We start from the raw sequence: 25,299 nt of genomic DNA on the forward strand, positions 1-25,299 counted from the left end.
AAGCGCTCCAGTCAAGGGTGCGGGCGCCGGCCGGAGCCGGCGCCCGCGAGTGCGTCAAGAGGCGGAGTACGCCGGGACGACCTCGGCCTTGTACTTCTCGGCGACCGCGTCGAGCGAGGCCTTCGGGTCCTTGTTCTGGATCAGGACCTCGGTGGCCATCTGGTCGAGCGGGCCGAAGAACTGGCCGCCCTCCGGGATCCACGGGCGGCTCGCGGCGGCCTCGGCCACCGGCTTGAACGCGGAGACCACCGGGTTGTTCTTGACCGACTCCACCTCGTACGCCGACTTACGGGTGGGCAGCAGGCCCAACTCGTCGGCGAGGAAGGCCTGCGACTCGGCCGAGTTGAGGTACTTCACGAACGCGACGGCGGCGGGCGCCTTCTCCTGCGGGACGCCGGACCAGATCACGTAGTTGTGACCGCCGATCGGGGCGGCCGCCTTCGCGGAGCCGGCCGGCACCGGGGCGATGCCGAGGTTCTCGACGCCACCGAACGCGGGCGCCGACTTGATGTTGTTGACCTCCCACGGGCCGTTGATGATGAACGCGACCTTCTTCTCCTTGAAGAGGGTCATCATCGTGCCGTACGAGTCGGTGGCCGACGGCTTCACCGAGGCACCGCTGTCGATCAGGTCCTTGGCGATCTTCAGACCGGCGACGTTCTGCTCGGAGTTGACGGTGATCTTCTTGCTCGCCGTGTCGACGACGTCACCGCCCTCGCCGTAGAGGAACGGCAGGGTGAAGTAACCGGCGGCGTTGACGTAGAGGCCGTCGGCGCCGGTCTTCGACTTGACGGTCTGCGCGGCGGTCTTCAGCTCGGCCCAGGTCTTCGGGACCTCGACGCCGGCCTTCTCGACGAGCTCCTTGTTGTAGAGCAGTGCCAGGCTGTCGGTCACCTGGGGCACGCCGTACGTCTTGCCGTCGAACTTGTTCGAGGCCAGCGGGGCCGTCAGGTAATCGGACTCGTCGGCGAGCAGCTCCGAGCCGTCAAGCGCGTAGAGGTGGCCGAGGGAGGCGAACTCCGGCACCCAGGCGACCTCGGCGCGCAGGATGTCCGGCGCACCGGTCTTGGCCTGCGCGGCCGTCTTGAACTTGTTCTGCGCGTCACCGAACGGGACCGACTGATAGTTGATCTTGACATTCGGATAGGCCTGGTTGAACTTGGTGATCAGTTCCTTGAACGCCGGGCCCTCGTTCTTGGCGTCCGAGGTGTCCCACCACGTGAGCTCGGCGGAGAGGGCGGCCGGGTCGACGGCCGCCGGGGTGGCCGACTCCTTCTCGTCGCCACCACACGCGGCGACGGAGAAGGCGAGGGTCACGGAGGCCAGGGCGGCGAGGCCCTTGGTTATGCGACGCATGGTGCGCTCCTTGAATACCTGCTGGCGTATCGGCCGGACATTAGCAAGAAGTTTCTAACCTCGAAACCCCTTGCGCACCGTCTTGCAACACGCCCGACGCACTCTGCCTCGCTTTTCAGGACAAAACGGCCTCCTTTGTTAAACGAGCAGCGTTTACGGTCATCGTTGCCCTATTCTTGCTGCAACTTCTTCCAGAAAGAGTCGTCAGCGGAGCAGGTAATCGATGTCACGCAGCAGCTCAGAGGTCACCACAGGGTCCAGCTCGCCGAAGGACCGGGCCCGGCCGTGCAGGCTCACCACGCCCAGCCGCTGTTCCGGGTAGGCGTCGAGCGCGCCGACCACGATGCCCGGATCCAGATCGAGGGTGATCTCCACGCCGTCGACCGGGCACACCGAGATGCCCGGCTGCACACCACCGTGCTGCGGGGCCTGCCGCCGCCAGCCACGCCTCTCCAGGCCGAGCACGGCGCCGGCCGGCACTGTCCGCCCCTGCGCGCGGGTGAGCCACCGGCTCCCCGCCTCGGCCGAGGTCAGCGTGCCGGTCTCCCGGCTCAGCTGCGGGAACGGCTGCACGATCTGGTAGTCGGCGAAGGACTCCGCCCAGGTGTCGAGGTGGTCCACGTGCACCGGATGCGCCACCCCGACCAGCTCGTCGCCGGTGAGCGTGACGGTCTCGTCGTGCACGTCGGCGAGCGTGCCGTCCTCAGCGATCCGCACCGCGCCGACCGGGTCACCCGCCGCCGAGAACCGCCCCCAGAGCAGGCGCCGCGCCAGATGGCCGACCAGCGGATGCGTCACGAAGAAGCGGGTGAACTCGGCCGGCGTCCAGCGGCGCCCGGTCACCATCGCCTGCTCCAGCCGGCGGATTTGGTCGGTGGCGACCGGCCGCAGATCCTTCTTCAGCGTCGTGAACCACTGATGGGCCGCGGTCGCCCGTGCCGCGTCGTCGCTCGCACCCGGCCGCGGCAGCGATTTCAGGCGCTTGCCCGCCGCGTCCGTCACGCACGGCGCCAGCTCCTCGTCGAACGTCACAGTGAACTGCCGCGGTCCGTAGTCGAGGGTCAGCCGCCCGTCCCCGGACAGCCCGAAATCGGGCACCAGGCGGTCGGCGAGCTGGTCGGCGGAGAGACCCCGCGCGGCCGCCACCTCGGTGATCGTCGACTGTGCCGTCGCCTTCAGCGTCCGGTATTTCGAGCGCTCGGCCATCCGGCTCAGATGCAGCAGGGCCACATCGGACCCGATCGCGGCGAGCGCCCGGACCCCGGCCTCGGCGCGGGCGTGCCCGCTCTGACCGGGCCAAGCCATGATCATCGGGGTGAGGCGCCGGACCGTGTCGTCGTCGCCCACCGAGCCGAGCATGTCCAGCACCCAGGAGTGCGCGCTCGGAGCGCCGGCGACCAGCCAGCCCTCGAAGATCTGCCAGGCGAACCCGGCCAGGTCGGACGGCTCGAACGCCGCCCGCACGACGTCCACCCCGGGATAGGGCTTCCCGGGCTGACCGAGCGCGAACACCATCACGAGGTCGCGCGCCATCGCGGGCGGCAGCACCGCTTCGCTCCCCCGCAACCGCACCGGCGGCAACGACGCCGGGCTCAGCCAGCGCGGCATCGCCGGCAGCGTCGGGGGCAGGGCGTCCAGCGGATTCGTCACCGTCAGCGCCCCGATCGCCGCCGACGCCTCCGGCCCGTAACGCTGCGCCGCGGCGGACACGAGTGCCCCGTGCCCGTCCGCGACCAGCGTCAGCAGCACACTCTCCGCCTGCTTGCGGGCCACACCGGCCGGACCCAGAGCCAGCGGCACCAGCACGTGCGCCGCCGCCTCCGGGTGCGCCGCCAGCCAGGCCAGCCCCACCGCCCGGGCCCGCTGCATCCGTGCCATCGCGTCGGCCGTCTGCACCGGGAGCTCCGGCGGGACGGCGACGGACAGCGCGTCGAGCTCGAGCACCACCGGTGCGACGGCCCCGGCCTTGCGGCGCCACGGCGGATCGGTGAGCAGCTGGGGCAGATCGATCGACATGGCGGGCACGCTATCGCCCGGGTACGACCTTTTCGACCGCCCACTGCCGCCAGTTGTCCAGCTTGTGCTGCACCGTCGCCAGCTGGTCCCGCACCGGTCCCGGCCCGGTCGACCCGGGCGTGGTCCGGGCCGCGAGCGCGGACGACACCGACAGCACCGCACGCACCGACGGGTCCAGGTGCTCGCTGATCGTCTTCAGGTCGTCGTCGGTGACGTCCTCCAGCTCGCACTCCCGGGCCGAGCACAACGCCACCAGCTTGCCGGTGATCTCGTGCGCGTCGCGGAACGGCACACCCTTGCGGACCAGCCAGTCGGCGACCTCGGTGGCGAGCGAGAAGCCCACCGGCGCGGCGGCGGCGAGCCGGTCCACCCGCACCGTCATCGTGGAGATCATGCCGGCCAGCGCCGGCAACAGGAGCTCCAGCGTGTCCACCGCGTCGAAGGCCGGCTCCTTGTCCTCCTGCATGTCCCGGTCGTACGTCAGCGGCAGTCCCTTGAGCATGGTCAGCACCGCGACCAGCCCGCCGACCAGGCGCCCGCTCTTGCCCCGGGCCAGCTCCGCGATGTCCGCGTTCTTCTTCTGCGGCATGATCGACGAGCCGGTGGCGAACGCGTCGTCCAGCTCCACCCAGCCGAACTCGGTGGAGGTCCAGAGCACCACCTCCTCGCCGAGGCGGGACAGGTGCACGCCGATCAACGCGGTGACGAAGAGGAACTCGGCGACGAAATCACGGTCCGCGACCGCGTCCATCGAGTTCGGCGCGGGCGCGGTGAAGCCCAGCTCCTTGGCGACCGCCGCCGGGTCCAGCGGCAGCGACGAGCCGGCCAGCGCGCCACTGCCCAGCGGGCTGATCGCGGTCCGCGCGTCCCAATCCCGCAGCCGCTCCAGGTCGCGCAGCAGCGGCTGCACGTGGGCGAGCAGCCAGTGACCGAAACTGACCGGCTGCGCGTGCTGCACGTGAGTCATGCCGGGCGCCGGGGTGTCCACGTTCCGCGCGGCCTGCTCGGTCAGCGCATCGGCCAGCTCGACCAGCGCCACCGCTACCCCACGCGCGTGATCCCGCAGGTAGAGCCGCAGATCGGTGGCCACCTGATCATTGCGGGAGCGGCCGGCACGCAGCTTGCCGCCGAGCGCGCCGAGCCGCTCCAGCAGCCCGCGCTCGAGCGCGGTGTGCACGTCCTCGTCCTCGATCGTCGGCCGGAACTCACCAGCCGCGCAGGCCGACGCGAGATCGTCCAGAGCGGCCAGGATGCGGCCCAGTTCGTCCGCGTCGAGCAGCCCCGCGTTCGCCAGCACCCGGGCGTGCGCCCGCGACGCGAGCAGGTCGTACGGCGCGAGACGCCAGTCGAACTGCACGCTGACGCTCAGCCTGGCCAGCGCCTCGGCGGGTCCACCGGCAAACCGCCCACCCCAGAGACGGGTCGGCTCGTCATTAACGTCACTCACGGTTGCACCCTATCTTCCCTCTTTTCAGTACGACCTACGCGGAGTTCCGTGCCTGTGCCGCGGCCTCGCTGCCGCTCCGGCCTGTGCAGCGACCGCCGGGCTGAGATCGGTGGCCGATAAGGTCGACCCATGAGCAACCTCGACCTCGGCGGCGACGTCGTCGACCTGACCCGTGCCATCTGTGACATCCCCTCGGTCAGCGGGGACGAGAAACAACTCGCCGATGCCGTCGAGGCAGCTCTGCGCGCGTTCCCGCACATCGAGGTGCTCCGCGACGGTGACGCCGTGGTGGCCCGCACCGGCCTCGGCCGCGGCACCCGGGTGGTGCTCGCCGGCCACCTCGACACCGTGCCGATCGCGGACAACCTGCCGGTCGTGGTGACCGACGAGATCATGTACGGGCGCGGCACCGTGGACATGAAGGCCGGCGTCGCCGTCATGCTGCACCTCGCCGCCACGCTCGTCTCCCCCCGTTACGACGTCACCTATGTCTTCTACGACCACGAGGAGGTGGCCGCGCGCCTCAACGGTCTCGGCCGTCTCGTGCGCAACCACCCCGAGTGGCTGGCCGGGGACTTCGCGATCCTCGGCGAGCCGTCCGACGGCACCGTCGAGGGCGGCTGCCAGGGCACCATGCGCGTGAAGATCACCGTCTCCGGTGTCGCCGCGCACGCCGCCCGCTCGTGGCGGGGCAGCAACGCGATCCACAGCGCCGGGGCGGTGCTCGACGTGCTGCGCGCCTACGTCCCCCGCGAGCCGGTGGTCGACGGCCTGCAGTACCACGAAGGCCTCAACGCCGTGAAGATCGAGGGCGGCATCGCCGGGAACGTGATCCCCGACCTCTGCACCGTCCACGTCAACCACCGCTTCGCCCCGGACCGGGACGTCGCCGAGGCCGAGGCCCACCTGCGCGAGGTGTTCGCCGGTTTCGACCTCGAGGTCACCGACGCCGCCCCCGGCGCCCGCCCCGGCCTGGACCGTCCCGCCGCCAAGGAGTTCGTCGACCTGGTCGGCCGCACCCCGCAGGCGAAGCTCGGCTGGACCGACGTCTCCCGGTTCGCCGGCCTGGGCATCCCGGCGATCAACTACGGCCCCGGCGATCCGCTGCAGGCCCACACCGACGGCGAGCACGTCCCGGTGCCCGAGATCCGCCAGGCCCTCCGCGTCCTGCAGTCCTGGCTCCAACCCCGCGTGTGAAGTTGCGGCTCGATCCGCACCCCAACTTCACACACTCGGGCGGCTGTCTTGTTGCGTGTGAAGTTGCGGCTCGATTCGAGCCGCAACTTCACACGCAATGGTTCATTCGGTGGGGGTGGCGGCGGCGCGGGCGATGGTGCCGGGAGTGGCGTACATGTGCGCGAACGCGCGGGCCTGCTCACCCGTCCACAGCGACGACCCGTGGCCGTACACCACGCCCGCCCGGGTGGCCGCGTCCAGCAGGCTGTACGGGCTCTTGCTGCCCAGCGGCACGATGTTGCCCTTGTGCAGCAGTACCCGCACGGTCCCGGTGACCCGGGTCTGGCTGGAGTCCAGGAACGCCCGGAAGTCGTCCATGATCGGGTCGAAGTACACGGCCTCGTGCAGCAGGTCGCCGTACGTGTTCCCGAGCGTCGCCTTGGTCGCCTGCTGCCGGTTGGAGAGCACCAGCTTCTCCAGCTCCCGGTGCGCGGCGATGAGGATCAGCATGCCGGGCGCCTCGAAGCCGACCCGGGCCAGGTTGCCGACCATGGTCGAGCCCATGTGGATGCCCCGGCCGATGCCGTGCTCGCCGCCGAGCACGTTGAGCGCCCGCAGGATCGCGTAGTTCGGCGCGCCCGGCCCGGTCCCGTCGATCGCGTCGCCGCCCGCGTACGCGGCCGAGACGACCTGGCCCCGCTCGAAGGTGAGCAGCACCTCGACGCCCTTCTCCGGCGCCGCGTCGATCGACTTCGTGTAGGTCCAGGCGCTCTCCGGCAGGTACTCCCAGGAACCGTAGGTCTCCTCGCCGCCGATCGAGGTGCCGATCAGGCCCTCGTTGATCGAGTATTTCTTGACCTTGTCGCTCACCTGGTAGCCCCGGCCGCGCAGGAAGTCGGTCTCCTCCTCGCGGGTGAGCCGCTCGTCCCGGATCGGCGTGACGATCTCCAGCTGCGGGGCGAGGGCGCGGATCACCGCGTCGTACCGGACGTGGTCGGCGCCGGCGCCGGTCGAGCCGTGCGCGACCGCGTCCGCGCCGACCTGGAGCGCCACCTCGACGACCTTCTCCGCCTGGATCAGCCGCTCCGCTCCCACACACGACGGGTACGCCCCGTTGCGCAGGTAGTTCGCCTTGATCGCATAGGTGATGACCCGGTCGTAGAGCTCCGCGCGCGCGTCCACGACGTGGTGCTCGACAGCGCCCAGCTCCTCGGCGCGTGCCTTGACCGCCTCCCCCTCGCCGCTGTGCAGGCCACCGGTGTCGATGTTGGCGGTCACCACGTCCCACCCCTGCTCGCGGAACGCGACGAGGGCGTACGAGGTGTCGAGGCCACCGGAGAAGGCGAGGACGATCTTGCGCTTGGTCATTGCAGGGATTCCCATCAAACGTCAGCGTGGAGTCTCGAGGATCGGCACGTACGTCTTGCCGTTCTTGACGTGGCCGGGCGGCAGGACATGGAACTCGCAGCGACCTGCCTCGATGTCCTTCTGCATCGCCTGCTGGCGACCGTAGTCGAAGGGATCGAGCAGGAAGGTCGGCTCGGGCAGCCGGCCGCCGGCCGGGAGCGTGAGGTCGCTCTGATAGACGAACGACCCCGGCGAGGTGTGGAACGGGACGGTGGCCACCAGGATCTTCAGCGCGCCGAACTCGGTGTGCACCTTGAGGGCGCTGTTGTCGTACTGGGTGACGCCGTCCAGCTTCTGCGCGCGGTAGGCGGACAGCGCCAGCGCCTTGGCCGCCTTGCCCAGGCCCACGGCCGGCATCAGCGACCACAGTGACCAGCCGACCCAGCGGCCCGGCTCGGCCGACGGCGCCGCGCAGTACCCGCCGACCGGCACCGGCCCGCGGTAACCGCTGGCCCGCATGTCCGCCTGCACCTTGCGCAGCAGCTGCTTCACGTCGGTGTCGAAGCGGAAGGTGGACCGCTCCACCATGGCCGCGAACTCGTCCTGCGGCAGGCCGGCGATCAGCGCCGCGGCCGGCATCAGGATCAGGTCGACCATCACCCACTGCGGCATCGGGATGCCCCGGTCGCCGAACGCGATGCCGTTGATCACGTTGAACAGGTTGAGGAACTCGCGGATCGACCAGTCCTTCTCCGCGGTGTCGGTGAAGTCCAGCCAGCTGAGCTTGTGCCCGTACGGCTCCTCGTTGAGATGCGGCCGCAGCGTCTCGTTGGAGGCGAGGAAGAACTCCACCCCGTGTCCGACGAGCGTGTCGGTGTGGTCGGCGAAGTCCGGGAAGCGGGACTCCACCGCCGGTGTGAAGGTCATGAGCGGCTCTCCTCACGATGGTCGTGTTCCGACCTGCTCCAGTTGCCAAGTTTGTCGGCCAGCGCGGCGCCCGAGCCGGGGCCGGAGTCCCGCGCCACCACGAAGATCGTGTCGTCGCCGGCGATGGTCCCCACCACGTCTGCCAGGCCGGACCGGTCCAGGGCGCTGGCCAGGAACTGCGCCGCCCCGGGCGGAGTGCGCAACACGGCGATGTTGCCGCTGGAGTCCACCCCGGTGAGCAGTTCCCGCAGCAGCCGGATCAGCCGGGCCGGACCCTGGCCGGTGGTCTCCCGCAACGGGCGGTGCCCGTCCTCGGGAATGTAGTAGATACCGCTCACCTTGACGGCGTTCAGCTCCTCCAGGTCACGCGACAGCGTGGCCTGGGTGACCTGGACCCCCTCGTGGGCGAGGATGTCGGCCAGCTCGGTCTGCGACCGGATCCGGCGGCTGCGGATCAGGTCGACGAGCCGGGCGTGCCGCCCGGCGCGAGTGACCGGGGCGCTCATTGCTCGTTCGCCGCCAGGAGCCAGGCGAGCAGCGCCTTCTGGGCGTGCAGCCGGTTCTCGGCCTGGTCGAAGACGGCGCTCTGGGCGCCGTCGATGACGTCGTCGGTGATCTCCTCGTTGCGGTGCGCCGGCAGGCAGTGCAGCACGATCGCGTCCGGCGCCGCGGCGGCGAGCAGCTCCTTGTTCACCTGGTACGGCCAGAACGGTGTGCGGCGGTCCTTGCCGTCGTCCTCCTGACCCATCGAGGTCCAGGTGTCGGTGGCCACCACGTGCGCGCCGTCCACCGCCTCCCGCGGGTCGCGCAGCACCTCGACCGAACCACCGGTCCACGCGGCGATCTCGGCGGCCCGGCTCACCACGGCCGCCGCCGGGTCGAATCCGGAGGGCCCGGCCACCCGCACGTGCATGCCCGCGGTCGCACCGGCGATCAGATAGGAGTGGGCCATGTTGTTCGCCGCGTCCCCCACGTACGCCAGGGTCCGCCCGCTCGTACCGCCGAACCGCTCGCGCACGGTCAGCAGGTCGGCCAGCAGCTGGCAGGGGTGGTACCCGTCGCTCAGCGCGTTGATCACCGGGACGCCGACGCCGGTGGCCAGCTCGGCCAGCCGCTCGTCGCCATGGGTCCGGTAGACCATCGCGGCCACGTACCGCGAGACCACCCGGCCGGCGTCGGCCAGGCTCTCGCCCCGGCCGAAGTGCGTGTTCTGCGAGTCCACGATGATCGGCTGCCCGCCCAGCTCGGCGATGCCGGCCTCGAACGAGAGCCGGGTGCGCAGGCTGGCCTTGTCGAAGAAGACGGCGACCGAGCGCGGGCCGGCGAGCGGCGTGTGCCCGAACCGGTTCGCCTTCATCTCGGCGGCCAGGTCGAGCACGTCCGACTGCTCCTGCGGGGAGAGGTCGTCGTCGCGGAGGAAGTGGCGCAGGGTCACCGGATACCGTCCAGGGCAGCGATCAGGGCGTCCGCCTGATCGGAGGAGATGATCAGGGGTGGGGCCAGCCGGATCACGCCCGGTGCGGGCGCGTTGACCAGGAAACCGGCATCCCGCAGCCGGGCGGCCAGAACGGCGGAGACCGGCTGGGTGAGCACGATGCCGAGCAGCAGGCCGGCGCCGCGCACGTGGTCGACGAGGGGGTGGCCGAGCCCTTCGATGCCCCGGCGCAACTGCTCACCGACCCGCTTCACGTGGTCGAGCAGGCCCTCACCGGCGATCGTCCGGATCACCGCGAGGCCGGCCGCGCAGGACACCGGGTTGCCGCCGAACGTGGTGCCGTGCGACCCCGGCCCGAACAGGTCGGCGGCCGCGCCGAAGCCGATGCAGGCGCCCAGCGGCAGCCCGCCGCCGAGACCCTTGGCCAGCGTGACGACGTCCGGCTCGACACCCTCGCTCTGGTGGTGGAACCAGTGCCCGGTCCGCCCGATGCCGGTCTGCACCTCGTCGAGCGCGAGCAGGGCGCCGTGCCGGGTGCAGATCTCCCGGGCCGCGGCCAGGTAACCCGCGGGCGGCACGACCACGCCGTTCTCGCCCTGGATCGGCTCCAGGATCACCATCGCTGTCGCGTCGGTCACCGCCGCTTCCAGGGCCGCCACGTCCCCGTACGCGATGTGGGTGACCTCGGCCGGCAGCGGCCGGAACGGGTCCGCCTTGGCCGGCTGCCCGGTCAGCGCGAGCGCACCCATGGTCCGGCCGTGGAACGCGCCCTCGGTGGCCACCACATGGGTCCGGCCGGTCAGCCGGGAGAGCTTGAACGCCGCCTCGTTGGCCTCCGCGCCGGAGTTGGTGAACAGCACCCGCCCGGACCGGCCGGCCAGCGCCAGCAGCAGGTCGGCGAGGGCGACCGGCGGCTCGGAGATGTAGAGGTTGGAGACGTGCCCGAGCTGCTGGATCTGCTGGGTGACCGCGGCGACGACAGCGGGGTGGGCGTGCCCCAGCGCGTTGACCGCGATGCCGCCGAGGAAGTCGATGTATTGGGTGCCGTCCTCGGCGGTGAGCACCGCGCCCTCGCCCTTGACCAGGCCGATCTGGGGGGTGCCGTAGTTGTTCATCATGGACGCCTGCCAGCGCTCGACGAGGCTCATGAAGGGACCACCATGGTTCCGAATCCTTCTTCCGTGAAGACTTCCAGCAGGGTCGAATGGGCCACCCGGCCGTCGACGACGTGCGCGGCCGGCACGCCGCCGCGGACCGCGCGCAGGCAGGCCTCCATCTTGGGCACCATCCCGGACTCGAGCCGGGGCAGCAGCTTCTCCAGCGCGTCGGCGTCGATCTCCGAGGTCAGCGACTCAGGGTCCGGCCAGTTCAGATAAAGACCGGGCACGTCGGTCAGCACCACCAGCTTGCGAGCGCCGAGCGCCACCGCGAGAGCGGACGCCGCGGTGTCCGCGTTCACGTTGTGCAGCACGCCGTCGGCGTCCGGCGCCACCGTGGCGATCACCGGGATCCGGCCGGCCGCGATCAGGTCGTCCACCGCCGAGGTGTCCACCTTGTCCACGTCGCCGACCTGGCCGATGTCGACCTCCTCGCCGTCGACCAGCGCGCCCCTGCGGACCGCGGTGAACAGCCGGGCGTCCTCGCCGGACAGGCCCACCGCGTGCGGCCCGTGCTGGTTGATCAGGCCGACCAGCTCCCGGCCGACCTGCCCGGTCAGCACCATCCGGACCACCTCCATGGTCTCCGGCGTGGTGACCCGCAGGCCGCCGCGGAACTCCGAGGAGATGCCGAGCCGCTGCAGCATCCGGTTGATCTGCGGACCGCCGCCGTGCACCACGACCGGCTTGATGCCGACGTGCCGCAGGAAGACCATGTCGGCCGCGAACGCCTCCTGCAGCGCCGGGTCGATCATGGCGTTGCCGCCGTACTTGACCACGACGGTGGCGCCCGAGAACCGCTCCAGCCAGGGCAGCGCCTCGATCAGGATCGCCGCCTTCTCCCCCGGTGACGTCATGACGAGTACGCCGAGTTCTCGTGCACGTAGGCGTGCGACAGATCGGTGGTCCAGATCGTCGCGCTCATCTCGCCCTCGTGCAGGTGCACCGTGATCGTCACGTCCCGCCCGGACAGGTCCACCTTCGACCGGTCCTCGGCGGCCGCGCCACCCTTGCAAACCCACACCCCGTTGACCGCCACGTCCACCCGGTCCGGCTCGAAGGCGGCGCTCGTGGTGCCCACCGCGGCGAGGATGCGGCCCCAGTTCGGGTCGTTGCCGAACAGCGCGGTCTTCACCAGGTTGTTGCCCGCCACGGTGCGGCCGACCTGTACCGCGTCCGCCTCGCTGGCCGCGCCGGCCACCTCGATCGCGACGTGCTTGGTGGCGCCCTCGGCGTCGGAGATCAGCTGCTGGGCCAGGTCGTGACAGACCTCGGTGACCGCGGCGGTCAGCTCCTCGAGCGAGGGCTGCCGGTCGGAGGCGCCGCTGGCCAGCAACAGCACGGTGTCGTTGGTGGACATGCAGCCGTCCGCGTCGATCCGGTCGAACGTGAGCCGGGTGGCCTCGCGCAGCGCCGCGTCCAGCGTCTCGTTGTCGGCCGAGGCGTCGGTGGTGAGCACCACCAGCATGGTGGCGAGCGCCGGCGCCAGCATGCCCGCGCCCTTCGCCATCCCGCCGACCGACCAGCCCTCCCGCCGGGCGACCGCGTTCTTCGCCACCGTGTCGGTGGTCATGATCGCCTCGGCCGCCTTCTGCCCGCCGTCGGCGGTGAGCCCCTTGGCCGCGGCGTGCACCCCGGGGAGCAGCTTGTCCATCGGCAGCAGCTCGCCGATCAGCCCGGTCGAGCAGACCGCCACGTCGCCCGCGCCGACCATCATCGGCCGGGCGCCGGTGGTGCGCAGCACCGCCGCGGTGTGCTCGGCGGTGGCGTGCGTGTCACGGAAGCCCTGCGAGCCGGTGCAGGCGTTGGCGCCGCCGGAGTTGAGCACGACGGCCCGGACGATGCCGCCCTTGAGCACCTGCTGGCTCCAGAGCACCGGCGCCGCCTTGACCCGGTTGGCGGTGAAGACACCGGCCGCGGTGTAGTCGGGCCCGTCGCTGACGACGAGCGCGACATCGGGGTTGCCACTCGGCTTGAGCCCGGCGGCGACGCCGGCGGCCCGGAAGCCCTTGGGGTGGGTGACGCTCACTGGACTCCTCCAACTGTCGTGCGGGCACTCACGGTGCGACCCCGAACACCGACAGGCCCGCCGTCTCGGGCAGGCCGAACATGACGTTGGCGACCTGCACGGCCTGGCCGGCGGCGCCCTTGCCGAGGTTGTCGAGCGCGCTCACCACGATGATGCGGCCGGAGTCGATGTCGACGGTGGCCTGCAGGTGGCACGAGTTGGAACCGGCGGTGGCGGCCGTGTGCGGCCAGCTGCCCTCCGGGAGGACGTGCACGAACGGCTCGTCGGCGTAGGCCGCGAGCAGCGCCTCACGCGGATCCCCGCCGTTGAGTCGCTTGGCGGTCACGGTGGCCAGGATGCCGCGCGGCATCGGCACCAGGATCGGCGTCATCGACAGCGTCCGGGCGCCGGTCGCCTGCTTGATCTCCGCGACGTGCTGGTGCGCCCCCACCTTGTACGGCGAGAGGTCGCCCATGATCTCGCTGGCCAGCAGGTTCACCTTCGCGCTGCGGCCGGCGCCCGAGGTGCCGGAACCGGCGACCACCACCACGTCCTCCGGATCGGCGACACCGGCGGCGATCAGCGGCGCCAGGGCGAGGGTGATGGTGGCCGCATAACAACCCGTGTTCGCCACCCGCTCGGACGCCGCGATCGCCGGCCGTGCCCCGGGCAGCTCGGGCAGGCCGTAGGTCCAGGTGCCGGCGTGCCCGCCACCGTAGTAGCGGGTCCACTGCTCGGCACTCTCCAGCCGGAAGTCGGCGCCCAGGTCGACCACCCGGACGCCGGCCGGCAGCTGTGCCGCCACGGCCGCCGACTGCCCGTGCGGCAGGGCGAGGAAGACCAGGTCGGCGTTGCTCAGCGAGGCGGCGTCGGTGGTGCCGAAGGTGAGGTCGAGACCGGCGAGCTGCGGGTGCACCGCACTGACCGCCGAACCCGCCTGGCTGTGTGCCGTCGCCGCGACGAGATCGAACTCGGGATGCCCGGCGAGCAGTCGGAGCAGCTCACCCCCCGCATAACCACTGGCTCCCGCAACCGCGACCCGAATCCCCATGGCAACCTCCGCATGACTATGCAAAGGACCGTATCAACTCGTATGGCCGCCGAGCAACAACAAACCGTCACCGTCACACCGCTCACACCCGCCGGGCGGTGTAGAGCAGGTACTCCCAGTCCATCGCCCCGCCACCGAGATCGAACCGCCCGGCCAGGCCGGACAGCTCCGCGTCCAGCGCCGCGACCCGGTCCGGATCCCCGGCGATGTTCCTGTAGACCGCGATGGTCGGCCCGTACCGCGCCTTGAAGAAGTCCCGCAGCTCCGCTCCGCCGCCGAACCCGGCGACCCGCAGCATCCGCCGCTCGGCCCGCACGTCGCGGACCGCGTCGCCGAAGAGCGAGGCGAGATGCGCGGGGTCCCCCCACCGGGGCGGTGGCTGCACGCCGGGCGGCGGCGGTGGCGCATAAGGCTTCATGGTCGCGAACATCTGCCCGATGAACCCCTCGGGCGTCCAGTTGACCAGCCCGAGCACGCCACCCGGCCGGCACACCCGCAGCATCTCCCCGGCCGCGACCGCGTGATGCGGCGCGAACATCACCCCGATGCAGGAGAGCACCGCATCGAACTCGGCATCGGCGAACGGCAGGGCCTCGGCGTCCGCCTCCCGCCACACCAGCTTCGCGTCCTGGGCTGCCGCCAGCCGTTGCCCGACCGCCAGAAGCGACGGCGTCAGATCACTCGCTGTGACGGTCGCCCCGGTCAGCGCCGCCGGGATCGCCGCGTTGCCGGTCCCCGCGCCGACGTCCAGCACGTTCTGCCCGGGGCCGATTCCCGCCGCGTCCACCAGTACCGGTCCGAGCGGGGCGACGATCTCGGTGACCACGGACGGATAGTCGCCGGAGGCCCACATCGCACGGTGCTTGTCTTTCAAGGCATCAGTCATGTCACTGAACGTAGGAAAGGGGCGCACCGCGGCTCCAGTACAGGATCTGTACCGCGGGTGTCCGCAATCGGACCGCCGCGCGCCGACGATCAGGGCCTAAGGTCGCTGCATGGGCGCGTCTTACGGGCAGTTCTGCCCGGTCGCCAAGGCGATGGAGCTGCTGGACGAGCGCTGGACCATGCTGGTGATCCGCGAGCTGATCATCGGCAGCCGGCGCTTCACCGACCTGCGCCGGGGACTCCCTCGGATGTCGCCGACGCTGCTCTCCCGGCGCCTGCATCAGCTCACCACCGCCGGCCTGCTCGAACGCCGGCAGCTCGGCGCCGAGGTGGAATACTCACTGACCCCGGCCGGCAAGGAACTCGAGCCGATCGTGATGGCGCTCGGCGCCTGGGGCATCCGCTGGATCCCGGAGATCGGCGACGGCGACCTCGACCCCAAACTGCTGCTCTGGGACATGCACCGCGGGGTCGACCACACCGCGGTGCCGCGCCGCCGCACGGTCCTGCGGTTCTGTTTCCCGGACGCGCCGCACCGGGTCCGGGACTGGTGGCTGCTGATCACGCCGGACGAGGCGGACATCTGCGACGCCGACCCGGGTCACGAGGTCGACGTGCTGGTCGAGGCGGATCTGCGCAGCCTGATCGACGTGTGGCGCGGGGAGCGGACGTGGGCCTCCGCGCTGCGCTCCGGCGATCTGCGGCTGACCGGGCCGGAGGCTCTGCGGCGCGCCTTCCCGGGCTGGTTCCGGCAGTCACCGTTCGCGGCGGTCCCCCGGCCGTAGGCCGGGGGACCTGGCGTGTCAGCTGATCCGGAACTTGGCCGCCCGCAGGACCTCGGGGCGCGAGTTCGGCCCCACCAGCAGCTCGAAGTCACCGGCCTCGACGACCCGGCGCCCGTCCGCGTCGACGAGCGTGCACACGCTCGCCGGCAGCTCGATCTCGACCGTCACGCTCTCGCCCGGTGCCACGGTCACCTGCCGGTACGCCTTCAGCTCCCGCGACGCCCAGGTCACGCTGGTGACCAGGTCGCTCACATACACCTGCACGGTCTCCAGCGCCGGCCGCGTCCCGGTGTTGGAGAGGCGGACGCTGGCGCGCACCACGCCGTCGGCCGGCACGTCCGGCTCGTCGATGGTCAGCCCGTCGTAGACGATCGTGGTGTAGCTGAGCCCCTCACCGAACGCGAACAGCGGGTCCTGCGACAGGTCCGCGTACCGCGTGCCGTGCTGGCCGCGCAGCTGGTTGTAGTAGATCGGCTGCTGGCCGGCGTGCCGGGCGGCCGAGATGGGCAGCCGGCCGGTCGGCTCGATGACGCCCAGGAGCAGCTCGGCGATCGCCTGGCCACCGCGCATGCCCGGGTTGAACGCCTGGACGAGCGCGGACGCGTTCAGCGCCGACGGCGGGAGGACGTGCGGCTTCGAATTGATCAGCACGACGATCATCGGGGTGCCGGTGGCGGCGACCGCGTCGAGCAGCGCCACCTGGCCGCCGAGCAGGTCCAGGGTGGCGGTCGACTTGCCCTCACCGGTCAGGTGGACCGTGTCACCGACCACGACGACCGCGTAGTCGGCCTGCTCCGCGGCAGCCACCGCGGCGGCGAGGACGGCCGGGTCGGCGGGGACGGGCTCGGCGATCGGCGGCCGGGGCTGGCCGTCCGGGAAGGTCTCACCGTCCGGGTCGGGCACCAGCCGTACGATCTCGGCGCCCTGCTCGTGGGTGACCACCCACCCGGCCGGCACCGCCGCCCGCAGGCCGTCCAGCACGGTGGAGGTCAGCTCGCGCGGGTGGCCCTGCGGCATCCAGTCGACCTGCCCGGAGTCGCCGGCCCAGTCGCCGAGTTGGGCGGAGACGTCGTGGGCGTTGGGACCGAGCACCGCGATGCGCTTCGGCCCGGCGCCGGTGGCGGGCAGCGGCAGGGTGCCGTCGTTGCGGAGCAGGACGAGCGAGCGGCGGGCCACCTCCAGGTTCAGCGCGGTGTGCCCGGGGCTGCCGATCACCGCCCGCTGCCGCTCGGGGTCCGGGGTGCGCGGGTTCTCGAACAGGCCGAGTTCGAACTTCAGGCGCAGGATGCGTCGTACCCCCGCATCGATCTCGTCCTCCCGCAGGGCACCGCGCCGGACCGCCTCCTGGGCCCCCTCGAAGAAGCCCGGAGTGGTCATCACCAGGTCGTTGCCGGCCTTGACCGCCAGCGCGGCGGCTTCCGCGTAGTCGGCGCAGACCTTCTGCTCCCAGACCATGCGCCCGACGTTGTCCCAGTCGGTCACCAGCGTGCCGGTGAAGCCCCACTCGCCCTTGAGGACGTCGTTGAGCAGCCATTTGTTCGCGGTGATCGGCACGCCGTCCATCGACTGGTAGCCGAGCATGAAGACCCGGCAGCCCTCCTGCACGGCCCGCTCGAACGGCGGCAGGAACCAGGAACGCAGTTTGCGGCGGCTGATGTCCGCCTCGCTGGCGTCCCGGCCGCCCTGCGTCTCGGAGTAGCCGGCGAAGTGCTTGGCGGTGGCCAGGATGGCGGTCGGGTCGGTCAGGCCGCCGCCCTGGTAACCGCGGATCATCGCGGCGCCCATCTCGCTGATGAGGAACGGATCCTCACCGAAAGTTTCGTCGACCCGGCCCCAGCGGAGGTCCCGGGCGATGCAGAGCACCGGCGAGAAGGTCCAGTGGATGCCGGTCGATGCCGCCTCGACGGCAGTGACCCGGGCGACCCGCTCGACCAGCTCGGGGTCCCAGCTGGCTGCCATCGCGAGCTGGGTGGGGAAGACGGTGGCGCCGGGCCAGAAGCCGTGGCCGTGGATGCAGTCCTCGGCGGTGAGCAGCGGGATCCGCAGCCTGGTGCGGGCGACCAGCTCGGCCGCCTCGACGAGCTTGGCGGGCGAGGTGTGCAGGATGGAGCCGGCCAGCTTCTCCAGAACCATCTCGGAGAGGTCCAGGCGGGCGTCGAGCTGAAGCATCTGCCCGACCTTCTCGGGCAGCGTCATCCGGCCCAGCAGATCCTCCACCCGCTCCTCCACGGGGAGCGAAGAATCCTGATATGGGAAATCTGCGGGCATGCGTGCCTCCGGTCTGACGAACACGAACGGCTCGAAGTCTTCCAGCCCGGAACCGGTTCCGGGACCCCCTGTCGGTTCCGGAACTTGTCGATCTGGCGTCACTCGCACGGGGAGGCGGATTCACCCGAAGCCCGGTATGGTCCACGGGAGACCTTACCCATCGAGATCGAGAAATCACCTTGGGTCACCTGGTAAGGGGGAACATGGGTTCGGCCGACAGGATTCTCCGACGGACCACCGAGGCTATCGAGCACATCTCCGGCATCTGTTTCAAGACCGGCCCACCACATCTCATCGGCGCCGAACTGGAATGGACCACGCACCACGCCGCCGACCCGTCGGCACACCTACGGGCAGACCAGCTGGCCACCGCGCTGGGCGAGCACGCACCCGCCTCGCTCGGCAATCCGCACCCCGCACCGCTGCCGTCCGGCGGCACGGTCACCGTCGAGCCCGGCGGTCAGGTCGAGATCTCCTCGGCCCCGGCCCGCTCCCTGACCGAGCTGCACACCGACGTCACCGCGGACCACGCCACCCTCACCGAGCTGCTGGCACGCTCCGGGATCGTCCTGGGCGAGCGGGGCATCGACCCGCACCGGCCACCGCGGCGCATCCTGCACACCCCCCGTTACGCGGCGATGGAACGCGCCCTCCCGGCCGCCGGGCGCACCATGATGGCGAGCACCGCCGGTCTGCAGATCTGCCTCGACGGCGGCACGCCGGACCGCTGGGCCGCCCTGCACGAGTGGGGCCCGGCCCTGCTCGCGCTCTTCGCCACCTCCCGTTTCCACGCCGGGCAGGACACCGGCTGGGCGTCCGCCCGGATGGCCACCTGGTACGGCATCGACCGGCGCCGCTCCGGCCCGGTTCCCGCCGGCGGGGATCCCGCTGAAGCCTGGGCCCGGTACGCCCTGGCCGCCCCGCTGCTCTGCGTGCGCCGCCACGACGGGCGATGGGACGCGCCACCAGGCACCACCTTCGCCGATTGGATCACCGCCGGCGGCCTCGAACACCGGGGCACCGGACAGGGCCGGGTCAGTGGCCGCCGCATCGGCGGCCGCTTCCGCCGCACACCGCGCGCCGCCGGGCCGATCGACCGCCCGCCCACGCCGGCCGACCTCGACTATCACCTCGGCACGCTGTTCCCGCCGGTACGCCCGCGCGGCTATCTGGAGGTCCGCTATCTGGACACCCAGCCCGGCGGCGAGTGGATCGCCCCGGCCGCGGTGCTCTGCGCGCTGCTCGCCGACGACACGCTCACTGACCGGGCCCGGGACGCCGCGGCGCCCTCGGCCGGCCGCTGGCACGCCGCCGCCCGCCGCGGACTGGCCGACCACCCGGTGCGTGCCGCCGCGGCCGCCCTCGCCGACCTGGCGTGCCGGCACCTGGACCGCACCGGCCTGCCGGCCCCGGTCCGCGACACGGTGGCCGAGATCGTGTCCCGCCGGCTCTACCCGGCCGTCTCCGGCCGCCTGATGACGAACGCCTGACCACGGCGACGAAGGGACCTTCCCCGATGACCCAGGATCTGCGGCTCACCATCGCCGCCGAACTCGAGCGCGCCCGGGCCCGGACAGCGCTGCTCACCGACGCCGTCGACGACGCCGACCTGACCCGACAGCACTCCCCGATCATGTCGCCGCTGGTGTGGGACCTCGCGCACGTCGGAAACCAGGAAGAACTGTGGCTGGTCCGGGACGTCGGCGGCCGGGACCCGGTCCGCCGCGACATCGACGAGCTGTACGACGCCTTCAAACACGCCCGCCGCGACCGCCCCGCCCTGCCGCTGCTCGCACCGTCCGAGGCCCGCGCCTACGTCGCCCAGGTCCGGGACAAGGCCCTCGACGTCCTGGACCGGGCGCGCCTCGACGGGCCGGAGCGACTGGTCGACGGCGGCTTCGCGTTCGGCATGATCGTCCAGCACGAGCAGCAGCACGACGAGACCATGCTCGCCACCCACCAGCTGCGGACCGGGCCGGCGGTCCTCTCCGCGCCCCCGCCGCGGCGCGCCGCGACACCGGCCCGGGGCGAGGTCCGGATCCCCGGCGGCCGGTTCACCATGGGCACCGACACCGAGCCGTGGGCCCTGGACAACGAACGGCCCGCCCACCAGGTCGACGTGCCGGCCTTCTTCATCGACGCGGCCCCGGTCACCAACGGCGAGTACCTCGCGTTCATCGACGCCGGCGGCTACGACGACCCGCGCTGGTGGAGCGAACGCGGCTGGGCGCACCGGCAGGAGGCCGGCCTGGTCGCGCCGCTGCACTGGCTGCGGGCCGGAGACGCGTGGCTGACCAGGGCCTTCGGGCGGATCGAGCCGGTCCGCGCGGACGAGCCGGTGGTGCACGTCGGCTACTTCGAGGCCGAGGCGTACGCGGCCTGGGCCGGCAAGCGCCTGCCGTCGGAGGCGGAGTGGGAGAAGGCGGCCCGCTGGGATCCGGCGACCGGCCGGTCCCGGCGCTTCCCGTGGGGCGACGACCCGCCCGGCCCGGCCCACGCCAACCTCGGGCAACGGCACCTGGCCCCGGCACCGGCCGGCGCCTACCCGGCGGGCGCCTCGCCGCTCGGCGTGCACCAGCTGATCGGCGACGTCTGGGAGTGGGTGTCGTCCGGGTTCCACCCCTACCCGGGGTTCGCCGCGTTCCCCTACCGGGAGTACTCCGAGGTGTTCTTCGGCGGCGACTACCGGGTGCTGCGCGGCGGCTCGTTCGGCACCGACCCGGCCGCCTGCCGGGGCACCTTCCGCAACTGGGACCACCCGATCCGGCGGCAGATCTTCAGCGGCTTCCGCTGCGCCCGGGACGCCGAGTGACGCCGCCTTCCCGGCTGTGCCGCCACGGCGGGAACGGTGCGTGATGTGCCGGCATCTCGGATACCTCGGCCCACCCGTACCCCTGCGGGCCCTGCTCTTCGATCCGCCGCACTCGCTGGCGGCGCAGTCCTGGGCCCCGCGCGACATGCGTGGCGGAGGAACGATCAACGCGGACGGCTTCGGTGTCGGCTGGTGGCCGGCCGGAGCCCGGGCGCCGGTGCGCTACCGCAGCGCCATGCCGCTCTGGACCGACGCGTCGCTGCCCGCACTCGCCGCGGCGACATCGGCCGGTGCGATTCTCGCGGCGGTGCGCTCGGCGACCGTCGGCCTGCCGGTGGTGGAGACCGCGGCAGCGCCGTTCACCGACGGCCGGTGGCTCTTCAGCCACAACGGCGTGGTGCGTGGCTGGCCGGGCGTGATCGCCGGCCAGGCCCGGGAACTTCCGGTGGAAGACCTGCTCACCCTGGAGGCGCCGACCGATTCGGCAACCCTATTTGCTTTGGTACGGGCGAAGCTGCGCGCCGGCGAGCCCGCGGCGAAAGCAGTGGCGGCCGTGGCCGCGGAGGTCCTCGTCGCGGCACCCGGGTCCCGGCTGAACCTGCTGCTCAGCGACGGCACCCAGATGATCGGGACGACGGTCGGGCACGCGCTGTCGGTGCGCGTCCGGGGCGACTCGGTGCTGCTCGCCTCCGAACCGCTCGACGCGGATCCGGCCTGGGAGCCGATCCCCGACGGCCACCTGGTCGTCGCCCGTCCCGGCGATCTCGACATTTCTTCCCTGGGCCTTTAGGAGAGTTGTGCTCAAGTTGATCGACGACCAGGATCTCGCCCGGTCGCTTCGCACCGATGTGCGCGCCGGCCTGACCGCACCGGCGAAACAGCTGCCGCCGAAGTGGTTCTACGACTCCCGGGGCAGCGAACTCTTCGAGGAGATCACCCGGCTGCCGGAGTACTACCCGACCCGCACCGAGCGGGCCGTCCTCACCCTGCGCGCCCCGGAGATCGCCCGGATCACCGAGGCGAAGACGCTGGTCGAGCTCGGTTCCGGCTCGTCCGAGAAGACCCGGCTGCTGCTCGACGCGATGCAGGCACACGGCACCCTCGGCTCGTTCGTGCCGCTCGACGTCTCCGAAGCGGCGCTCGAAGCGGCGGTGACGGCGCTGCACCAGGCCTATCCCGGGCTCACCGTGAGCGGGGTGGTCGGTGACTTCGTTCAGCATCTGCAACATCTGCCGGACGGCGACAATCGGGTGGTGGCGTTCCTCGGCGGCACGATCGGCAACCTGGAGCCGGCCGAGCGGGCCGCCTTCCTGGCCGGGCTCCGCGCGGTCCTGCACGACGGCGAATGGCTGCTGCTCGGCGCCGACCTGGTCAAGGACCCGTCGGTGCTGGTACCGGCGTACGACGACGCGGCCGGCGTTACCGCCGACTTCAACCGCAACGTGCTGCGGGTGATCAACCGGGAGCTGGGCGCGGACTTCGATCCGTCCGCGTTCGCGCACGTCGCGCTCTGGGCCGCCGAGCCGGAATGGATGGAGATGCGGCTCCGGTCCCGCCGCGACCAGTCCGTCCACATCGCCGGATTGGACCTGACCGTCCACTTCACCGCGGGCGAGGACCTGCGCACCGAGGTCTCGGCCAAGTTCCGGCGCGCCGGCCTGGCCGCTGAGCTGGCCCGGGCCGGCTTCGAGCTGTCCCACTGGTGGACCGATCCGCGATCCTGGTTCGGGGTGGCGCTGGCCCGGGCAACGCACTCCTGAGCGTCGATGGCTGTCGGCTATCCGTCCCGCCGGCATCCGGACCGCCGTGGCGCCGCCGGGCTCTTTGACGGTGGTGCAACACTGTCTGCGACCGAGGAGGTGCCATCCGTGGAGTTCGATCCCACCCGCCGTCCCGAAGACCTGATCCGGGACAGCCGCGACGACCTGCGCCGGGCCCTGCGGCGGCGGCCGCTGCCGGTGACCGCGCTGGGCGGGCCGATCGAGCTTCCACCGGCGCGGCTCGGCGGATGGGAGACCTTCAACGGGGTGGCCACCTGCCTGACGGTGGCGTACGGCGGGGCGGACGTCGCCGGCCCCTGGGTGACCGTGGAGACCGCGCGCTGGGCGGGGAACACCGTCTCCGGGACCCCGTTGCGAACGGCGCTGGAGCACAACATGCGCATCCGGCAGGACCGCTTCGCCACCGTCGAGTGGGGTGGCGAGGACCGGGTGGTGACGATCGACGGCCGGGCGGTGGCCGGACACCGGTTGCGTGCCGGGGACCAGTGGTGGGCGCTGCGGTGCTCGCTGCGAGACCTGGAGATCACTGTGGTGGCCTACGGGTGGGACGGGCCGTTCGCGTTGCGCATCCTCGGTGAGTCCGAGGTCCAGGAGTTGATCTCGATCGTGCCGCCTACGCCCTGGTTCGGGCGGCCCGGGCCCTCGCAGTCCGCGAGCGGCTCTGCCGGCGTTACCGGCTTCTTCGGTGCTACCGGCTCTCCGGGAGCTGCCACTCCGGGAGCTGCCACTCCGGGAGCTGCCTCTTCGGGAGCTGCCTCTTCGGGAGCTGCCGACTCTCTGGGCGCCGGCGACCCTCCGGGCGCGGCGGGCTCTCTTGACGCGGCGGGCTTTTCTGTCACCGGCTCGGCGGAGGAAGGCGAGGCTGTGCCGCAGGAACCGCACCGGCTCCTGGTGGAGGCAGTGCTGCGCGCCGACCGGGAGCGGGCCGACTGGATGACCGACGGCGGTCCCGCGCCCAGCCTGCCGCGTAACTGGCCGATGCTCTGGCGGGCCGCCGTGCTCCGTCAGGCCGACCTGGCCGGCCAGACGCACGAGGAGGCCCAGCGAGCCATCCAGCTCATCACCAACCAGCTGACCAGCCTGCAGCAGCAGACCGCCTGGTTCCGCGACGACCCCCGCCTGCGGGACCGTGCCATCGCCGAGACGCTGATCTTCGGCACCGGGCTGAGCACCGAGGTCCCCAGCCGAGAAGCCCAGACCGCCTGGATCCGCCGCCAGGGCCTGCGGCCGGGCGAGCACGCCCGCATCGAGTCCCTCGCCGCCTCCAAGGCTCTGTGGCTCGACGCCTGGAACACCTGGGCCCGCGCCCGCTGACCCGCACGCATCCTGCGCCGGTCAGCGCCGGCGGGCCGCCGCGACCGCCCGCGTCTCGAAACCCAGCCTCCGATAGGTCGCGACAGCGGCGAGGTTCCAGTAGTCCACGATCAACGCGACCCGCTCCCGCCCCCGCAACTGCTCGTCGGTCGCGAACGCGCACACCTGCGCCGCCAGCCCACGCCCCCGAGCGTCCGGACGGGTGGTCACTCCCGCGAGGAACCCGATCTCCGCCGTGGACCAGGCCTCGGCGACCACCGCCAGCAGCCGCCCGTCCCCATCCCGGATCCCCGCCCACCGTCGGACACCCGCCGCACCCGGCTTCGCGTAGGAGTCCGGAAACGACTCCTCCAGCAGCCCGCTGATCTCCGGCGCCGCGTCGACTCCCAGCCACGCCGCCCCGGCCGCCGGCCCGTTCGGCAACCGCCGACCGACCGGCTCCACCGTGTCCATCCACGCGAACCGGGCGCTCACCTCCAGCTCCGGCACCCGCGCCACGACCTCGGCCACCAGATCCTCGGCGCCGAACGGCCGGAAGGTCCCACCGACCGCGGGCAACACCTCGCGCATCAGCGCGGCCAGCGCCTCCGGCTCCCCGTTCATCACCAGCCGGTCCCAGTGCGCCAGATCCGGGCAGGCCACCACCACCGCATCCGGCCGCCGCCACACGCGAGCCTCCGGCGCCGCCAGGGCCCAGCGAATCAGCGGGTCTTTTTCGATCACCGGCCCATGCTGCCGCATTGACCCTGTCTGCCATCCTCGGGCCCGTGCCGAAGCTTCCCTCACTCCGCAACACGATCAACCGGCTGGTGACGGCGGCCGCGCTGGGCGCGACGCTCACGGTCATCGTGATGGCCGTTTCAGATCATTGGGTACGCGAGACCGCACAGGGTCACGTCCACGACGTCTCCTCCGTGCCGCCGGCCCCGGTGGCCCTGGTCCTCGGCGCACAGGTCGCGAACGGCCGGCCCTCGCCGTTTCTCGCCGCACGACTGGAGACCGCCCGGCAGCTGCTGGAGGCCGGCAAGGTCAAGGCGATCCTGGTCTCCGGCGACCACGGCGAATGGCACTACAACGAGCCCGGGGCGATGCTCCACTGGCTGGTCGACCACGGGGTGCCGTCCGAGCGGGTGGTCCTGGACCACGCCGGGTTCGACACGTACGACTCCTGCGCCCGCGCGCACCGCGTCTTCGGCGTCGACAAGGCGATCGTGGTCACCCAGGACTTCCACCTGCCCCGGGCGGTCGCCCTTTGCCGCACCCTGGGAATCGACGCCACCGGGGTGGGCGACGACACCGTACGCGTACACCGCCAGGTCTGGCTTCGCGGCGAGGTCCGCGAACAGCTTGCCGCCGTCAAAGCCTCCTTCGACGTGCTCTCCCGGCGCGACCCGATCTTCCTGGGCCGCCACGAGACCGGCGTGGAGGCCGCGGTGAACGCCGGCTGACCCGCCGGCCCTCGCCGATTCGCCGCACCGCCAGCGCCGCGCTGCATCGCCAGCCCTGCGGCCGCGCGCCGCATCGCCAGCCCTGC

The 25,299-nt window shown here is 71.8% G+C and carries 22 protein-coding genes; 8 read left to right on the forward strand and 14 right to left on the reverse strand.

The window, feature by feature from the left end; translation table 11 throughout:
- Positions 1 to 54 precede the first annotated feature (54 nt).
- From AC0NH5_RS14800 to argH, 3 genes are all read right to left on the reverse strand, one after another.
- Positions 55 to 1,356 carry an extracellular solute-binding protein gene (locus tag AC0NH5_RS14800; RefSeq protein WP_474403853.1) on the reverse strand — a complete coding sequence of 434 codons (1,302 nt, stop codon included), beginning with the start codon at positions 1,354 to 1,356 and terminating at the stop codon, positions 55 to 57.
- A 204-nt stretch (positions 1,357 to 1,560) separates the two neighbouring features.
- Positions 1,561 to 3,372, reverse strand: a complete 1,812-nt coding sequence (locus tag AC0NH5_RS14805) for a DUF4132 domain-containing protein (RefSeq protein WP_474403855.1) — start codon at positions 3,370 to 3,372, stop codon at positions 1,561 to 1,563.
- 10 nt (positions 3,373 to 3,382) lie between these two features.
- The gene (gene argH / locus AC0NH5_RS14810; protein ID WP_474403857.1) at positions 3,383 to 4,819 is read right to left on the reverse strand and encodes an argininosuccinate lyase; all 1,437 of its coding nucleotides are present in this window, start codon (positions 4,817 to 4,819) and stop codon (positions 3,383 to 3,385) included.
- Positions 4,820 to 4,948: 129 nt separating this feature from the next.
- Here argH and dapE point away from each other — a divergent pair, with 129 nt between their 5' ends.
- The gene (gene dapE, locus AC0NH5_RS14815; protein ID WP_474403859.1) at positions 4,949 to 6,016 is read left to right on the forward strand and encodes a succinyl-diaminopimelate desuccinylase; all 1,068 of its coding nucleotides are present in this window, start codon (positions 4,949 to 4,951) and stop codon (positions 6,014 to 6,016) included.
- Positions 6,017 to 6,118: 102 nt separating this feature from the next.
- Here the strand turns inward: dapE and argG are convergent, their stop codons facing one another.
- The 9 genes from argG to AC0NH5_RS14860 all read right to left on the reverse strand — a co-directional run bounded on the left by argG (position 6,119) and on the right by AC0NH5_RS14860 (position 14,806).
- Positions 6,119 to 7,378, reverse strand: a complete 1,260-nt coding sequence (gene argG, locus AC0NH5_RS14820) for an argininosuccinate synthase (RefSeq protein WP_474403861.1) — start codon at positions 7,376 to 7,378, stop codon at positions 6,119 to 6,121.
- A gap of 6 nt (positions 7,379 to 7,384) precedes the next feature.
- Positions 7,385 to 8,269 (reverse strand): hypothetical protein, encoded by an 885-nt coding sequence (locus AC0NH5_RS14825; RefSeq protein WP_474403863.1) that lies wholly within the window; start codon positions 8,267 to 8,269, stop codon positions 7,385 to 7,387.
- Entirely contained in the window at positions 8,266 to 8,775 is a 510-nt protein-coding gene (locus AC0NH5_RS14830; RefSeq protein ID WP_474403865.1) for an arginine repressor, read from the reverse strand. The genes AC0NH5_RS14825 and AC0NH5_RS14830 overlap by 4 nt, the downstream gene beginning before the upstream one ends.
- Positions 8,772 to 9,704: an ornithine carbamoyltransferase gene (gene argF, locus AC0NH5_RS14835; protein ID WP_474403867.1), complete on the reverse strand. Its 933-nt coding sequence runs from the start codon at positions 9,702 to 9,704 to the stop codon at positions 8,772 to 8,774. The genes AC0NH5_RS14830 and argF overlap by 4 nt, the downstream gene beginning before the upstream one ends.
- Complete coding sequence (locus tag AC0NH5_RS14840; RefSeq protein ID WP_474403869.1) at positions 9,701 to 10,852, reverse strand: acetylornithine transaminase; 1,152 nt, start codon at positions 10,850 to 10,852, stop codon at positions 9,701 to 9,703. The genes argF and AC0NH5_RS14840 overlap by 4 nt, the downstream gene beginning before the upstream one ends.
- Complete coding sequence (gene argB / locus AC0NH5_RS14845) at positions 10,849 to 11,718, reverse strand: acetylglutamate kinase (protein WP_474403871.1); 870 nt, start codon at positions 11,716 to 11,718, stop codon at positions 10,849 to 10,851. Before argB ends, AC0NH5_RS14840 begins: the two co-directional genes overlap by 4 nt.
- Positions 11,715 to 12,890 carry a bifunctional glutamate N-acetyltransferase/amino-acid acetyltransferase ArgJ gene (gene argJ, locus AC0NH5_RS14850; RefSeq protein ID WP_474403872.1) on the reverse strand — a complete coding sequence of 392 codons (1,176 nt, stop codon included), beginning with the start codon at positions 12,888 to 12,890 and terminating at the stop codon, positions 11,715 to 11,717. The genes argB and argJ overlap by 4 nt, the downstream gene beginning before the upstream one ends.
- 28 nt (positions 12,891 to 12,918) lie before the next feature.
- The gene (gene argC / locus AC0NH5_RS14855; RefSeq protein WP_474403873.1) at positions 12,919 to 13,920 is read right to left on the reverse strand and encodes an N-acetyl-gamma-glutamyl-phosphate reductase; all 1,002 of its coding nucleotides are present in this window, start codon (positions 13,918 to 13,920) and stop codon (positions 12,919 to 12,921) included.
- An 82-nt stretch (positions 13,921 to 14,002) separates the two neighbouring features.
- Positions 14,003 to 14,806, reverse strand: a complete 804-nt coding sequence (locus tag AC0NH5_RS14860) for a class I SAM-dependent methyltransferase (protein ID WP_474403875.1) — start codon at positions 14,804 to 14,806, stop codon at positions 14,003 to 14,005.
- A 109-nt stretch (positions 14,807 to 14,915) separates the two neighbouring features.
- On the opposite strand from AC0NH5_RS14860, the gene AC0NH5_RS14865 reads away from it, so the two are divergent.
- Entirely contained in the window at positions 14,916 to 15,590 is a 675-nt protein-coding gene (locus AC0NH5_RS14865; protein ID WP_474403877.1) for a winged helix-turn-helix transcriptional regulator, read from the forward strand.
- Positions 15,591 to 15,608: 18 nt separating this feature from the next.
- Here AC0NH5_RS14865 and AC0NH5_RS14870 read toward each other — a convergent pair whose 3' ends face one another.
- A complete protein-coding gene (locus tag AC0NH5_RS14870) occupies positions 15,609 to 17,858 on the reverse strand; it encodes an exo-beta-d-1,3/1,6-glucosidase (protein ID WP_474403879.1) in 2,250 nt (749 codons plus the stop codon).
- A 203-nt stretch (positions 17,859 to 18,061) separates the two neighbouring features.
- On the opposite strand from AC0NH5_RS14870, the gene AC0NH5_RS14875 reads away from it, so the two are divergent.
- From AC0NH5_RS14875 to AC0NH5_RS14895, 5 genes are all read left to right on the forward strand, one after another.
- Positions 18,062 to 19,348: a glutamate-cysteine ligase family protein gene (locus AC0NH5_RS14875; RefSeq protein WP_474403881.1), complete on the forward strand. Its 1,287-nt coding sequence runs from the start codon at positions 18,062 to 18,064 to the stop codon at positions 19,346 to 19,348.
- Between the two features lie 26 nt (positions 19,349 to 19,374).
- A complete protein-coding gene (gene egtB, locus AC0NH5_RS14880) occupies positions 19,375 to 20,670 on the forward strand; it encodes an ergothioneine biosynthesis protein EgtB (RefSeq protein WP_474403883.1) in 1,296 nt (431 codons plus the stop codon).
- A 43-nt stretch (positions 20,671 to 20,713) separates the two neighbouring features.
- Entirely contained in the window at positions 20,714 to 21,460 is a 747-nt protein-coding gene (gene egtC, locus AC0NH5_RS14885) for an ergothioneine biosynthesis protein EgtC (RefSeq protein WP_474403885.1), read from the forward strand.
- Positions 21,461 to 21,467: 7 nt separating this feature from the next.
- On the forward strand, positions 21,468 to 22,430 hold the full coding sequence (egtD, locus tag AC0NH5_RS14890) for an L-histidine N(alpha)-methyltransferase (protein WP_474403888.1): 963 nt from the start codon (positions 21,468 to 21,470) through the stop codon (positions 22,428 to 22,430).
- 108 nt (positions 22,431 to 22,538) lie between these two features.
- A complete protein-coding gene (locus tag AC0NH5_RS14895; RefSeq protein ID WP_474403890.1) occupies positions 22,539 to 23,765 on the forward strand; it encodes a hypothetical protein in 1,227 nt (408 codons plus the stop codon).
- 21 nt (positions 23,766 to 23,786) lie between these two features.
- Here AC0NH5_RS14895 and AC0NH5_RS14900 read toward each other — a convergent pair whose 3' ends face one another.
- The gene (locus AC0NH5_RS14900) at positions 23,787 to 24,488 is read right to left on the reverse strand and encodes a GNAT family N-acetyltransferase (RefSeq protein WP_474403892.1); all 702 of its coding nucleotides are present in this window, start codon (positions 24,486 to 24,488) and stop codon (positions 23,787 to 23,789) included.
- Positions 24,489 to 24,532: 44 nt separating this feature from the next.
- Here AC0NH5_RS14900 and AC0NH5_RS14905 point away from each other — a divergent pair, with 44 nt between their 5' ends.
- Positions 24,533 to 25,213, forward strand: coding sequence for a SanA/YdcF family protein (locus AC0NH5_RS14905; RefSeq protein WP_474403895.1), 681 nt, complete (start codon positions 24,533 to 24,535; stop codon positions 25,211 to 25,213).
- The last annotated feature ends 86 nt before the right edge of the window (positions 25,214 to 25,299 follow it).

The sequence above is a fragment of the Actinoplanes sp. 13 genome, assembly GCF_056134165.1.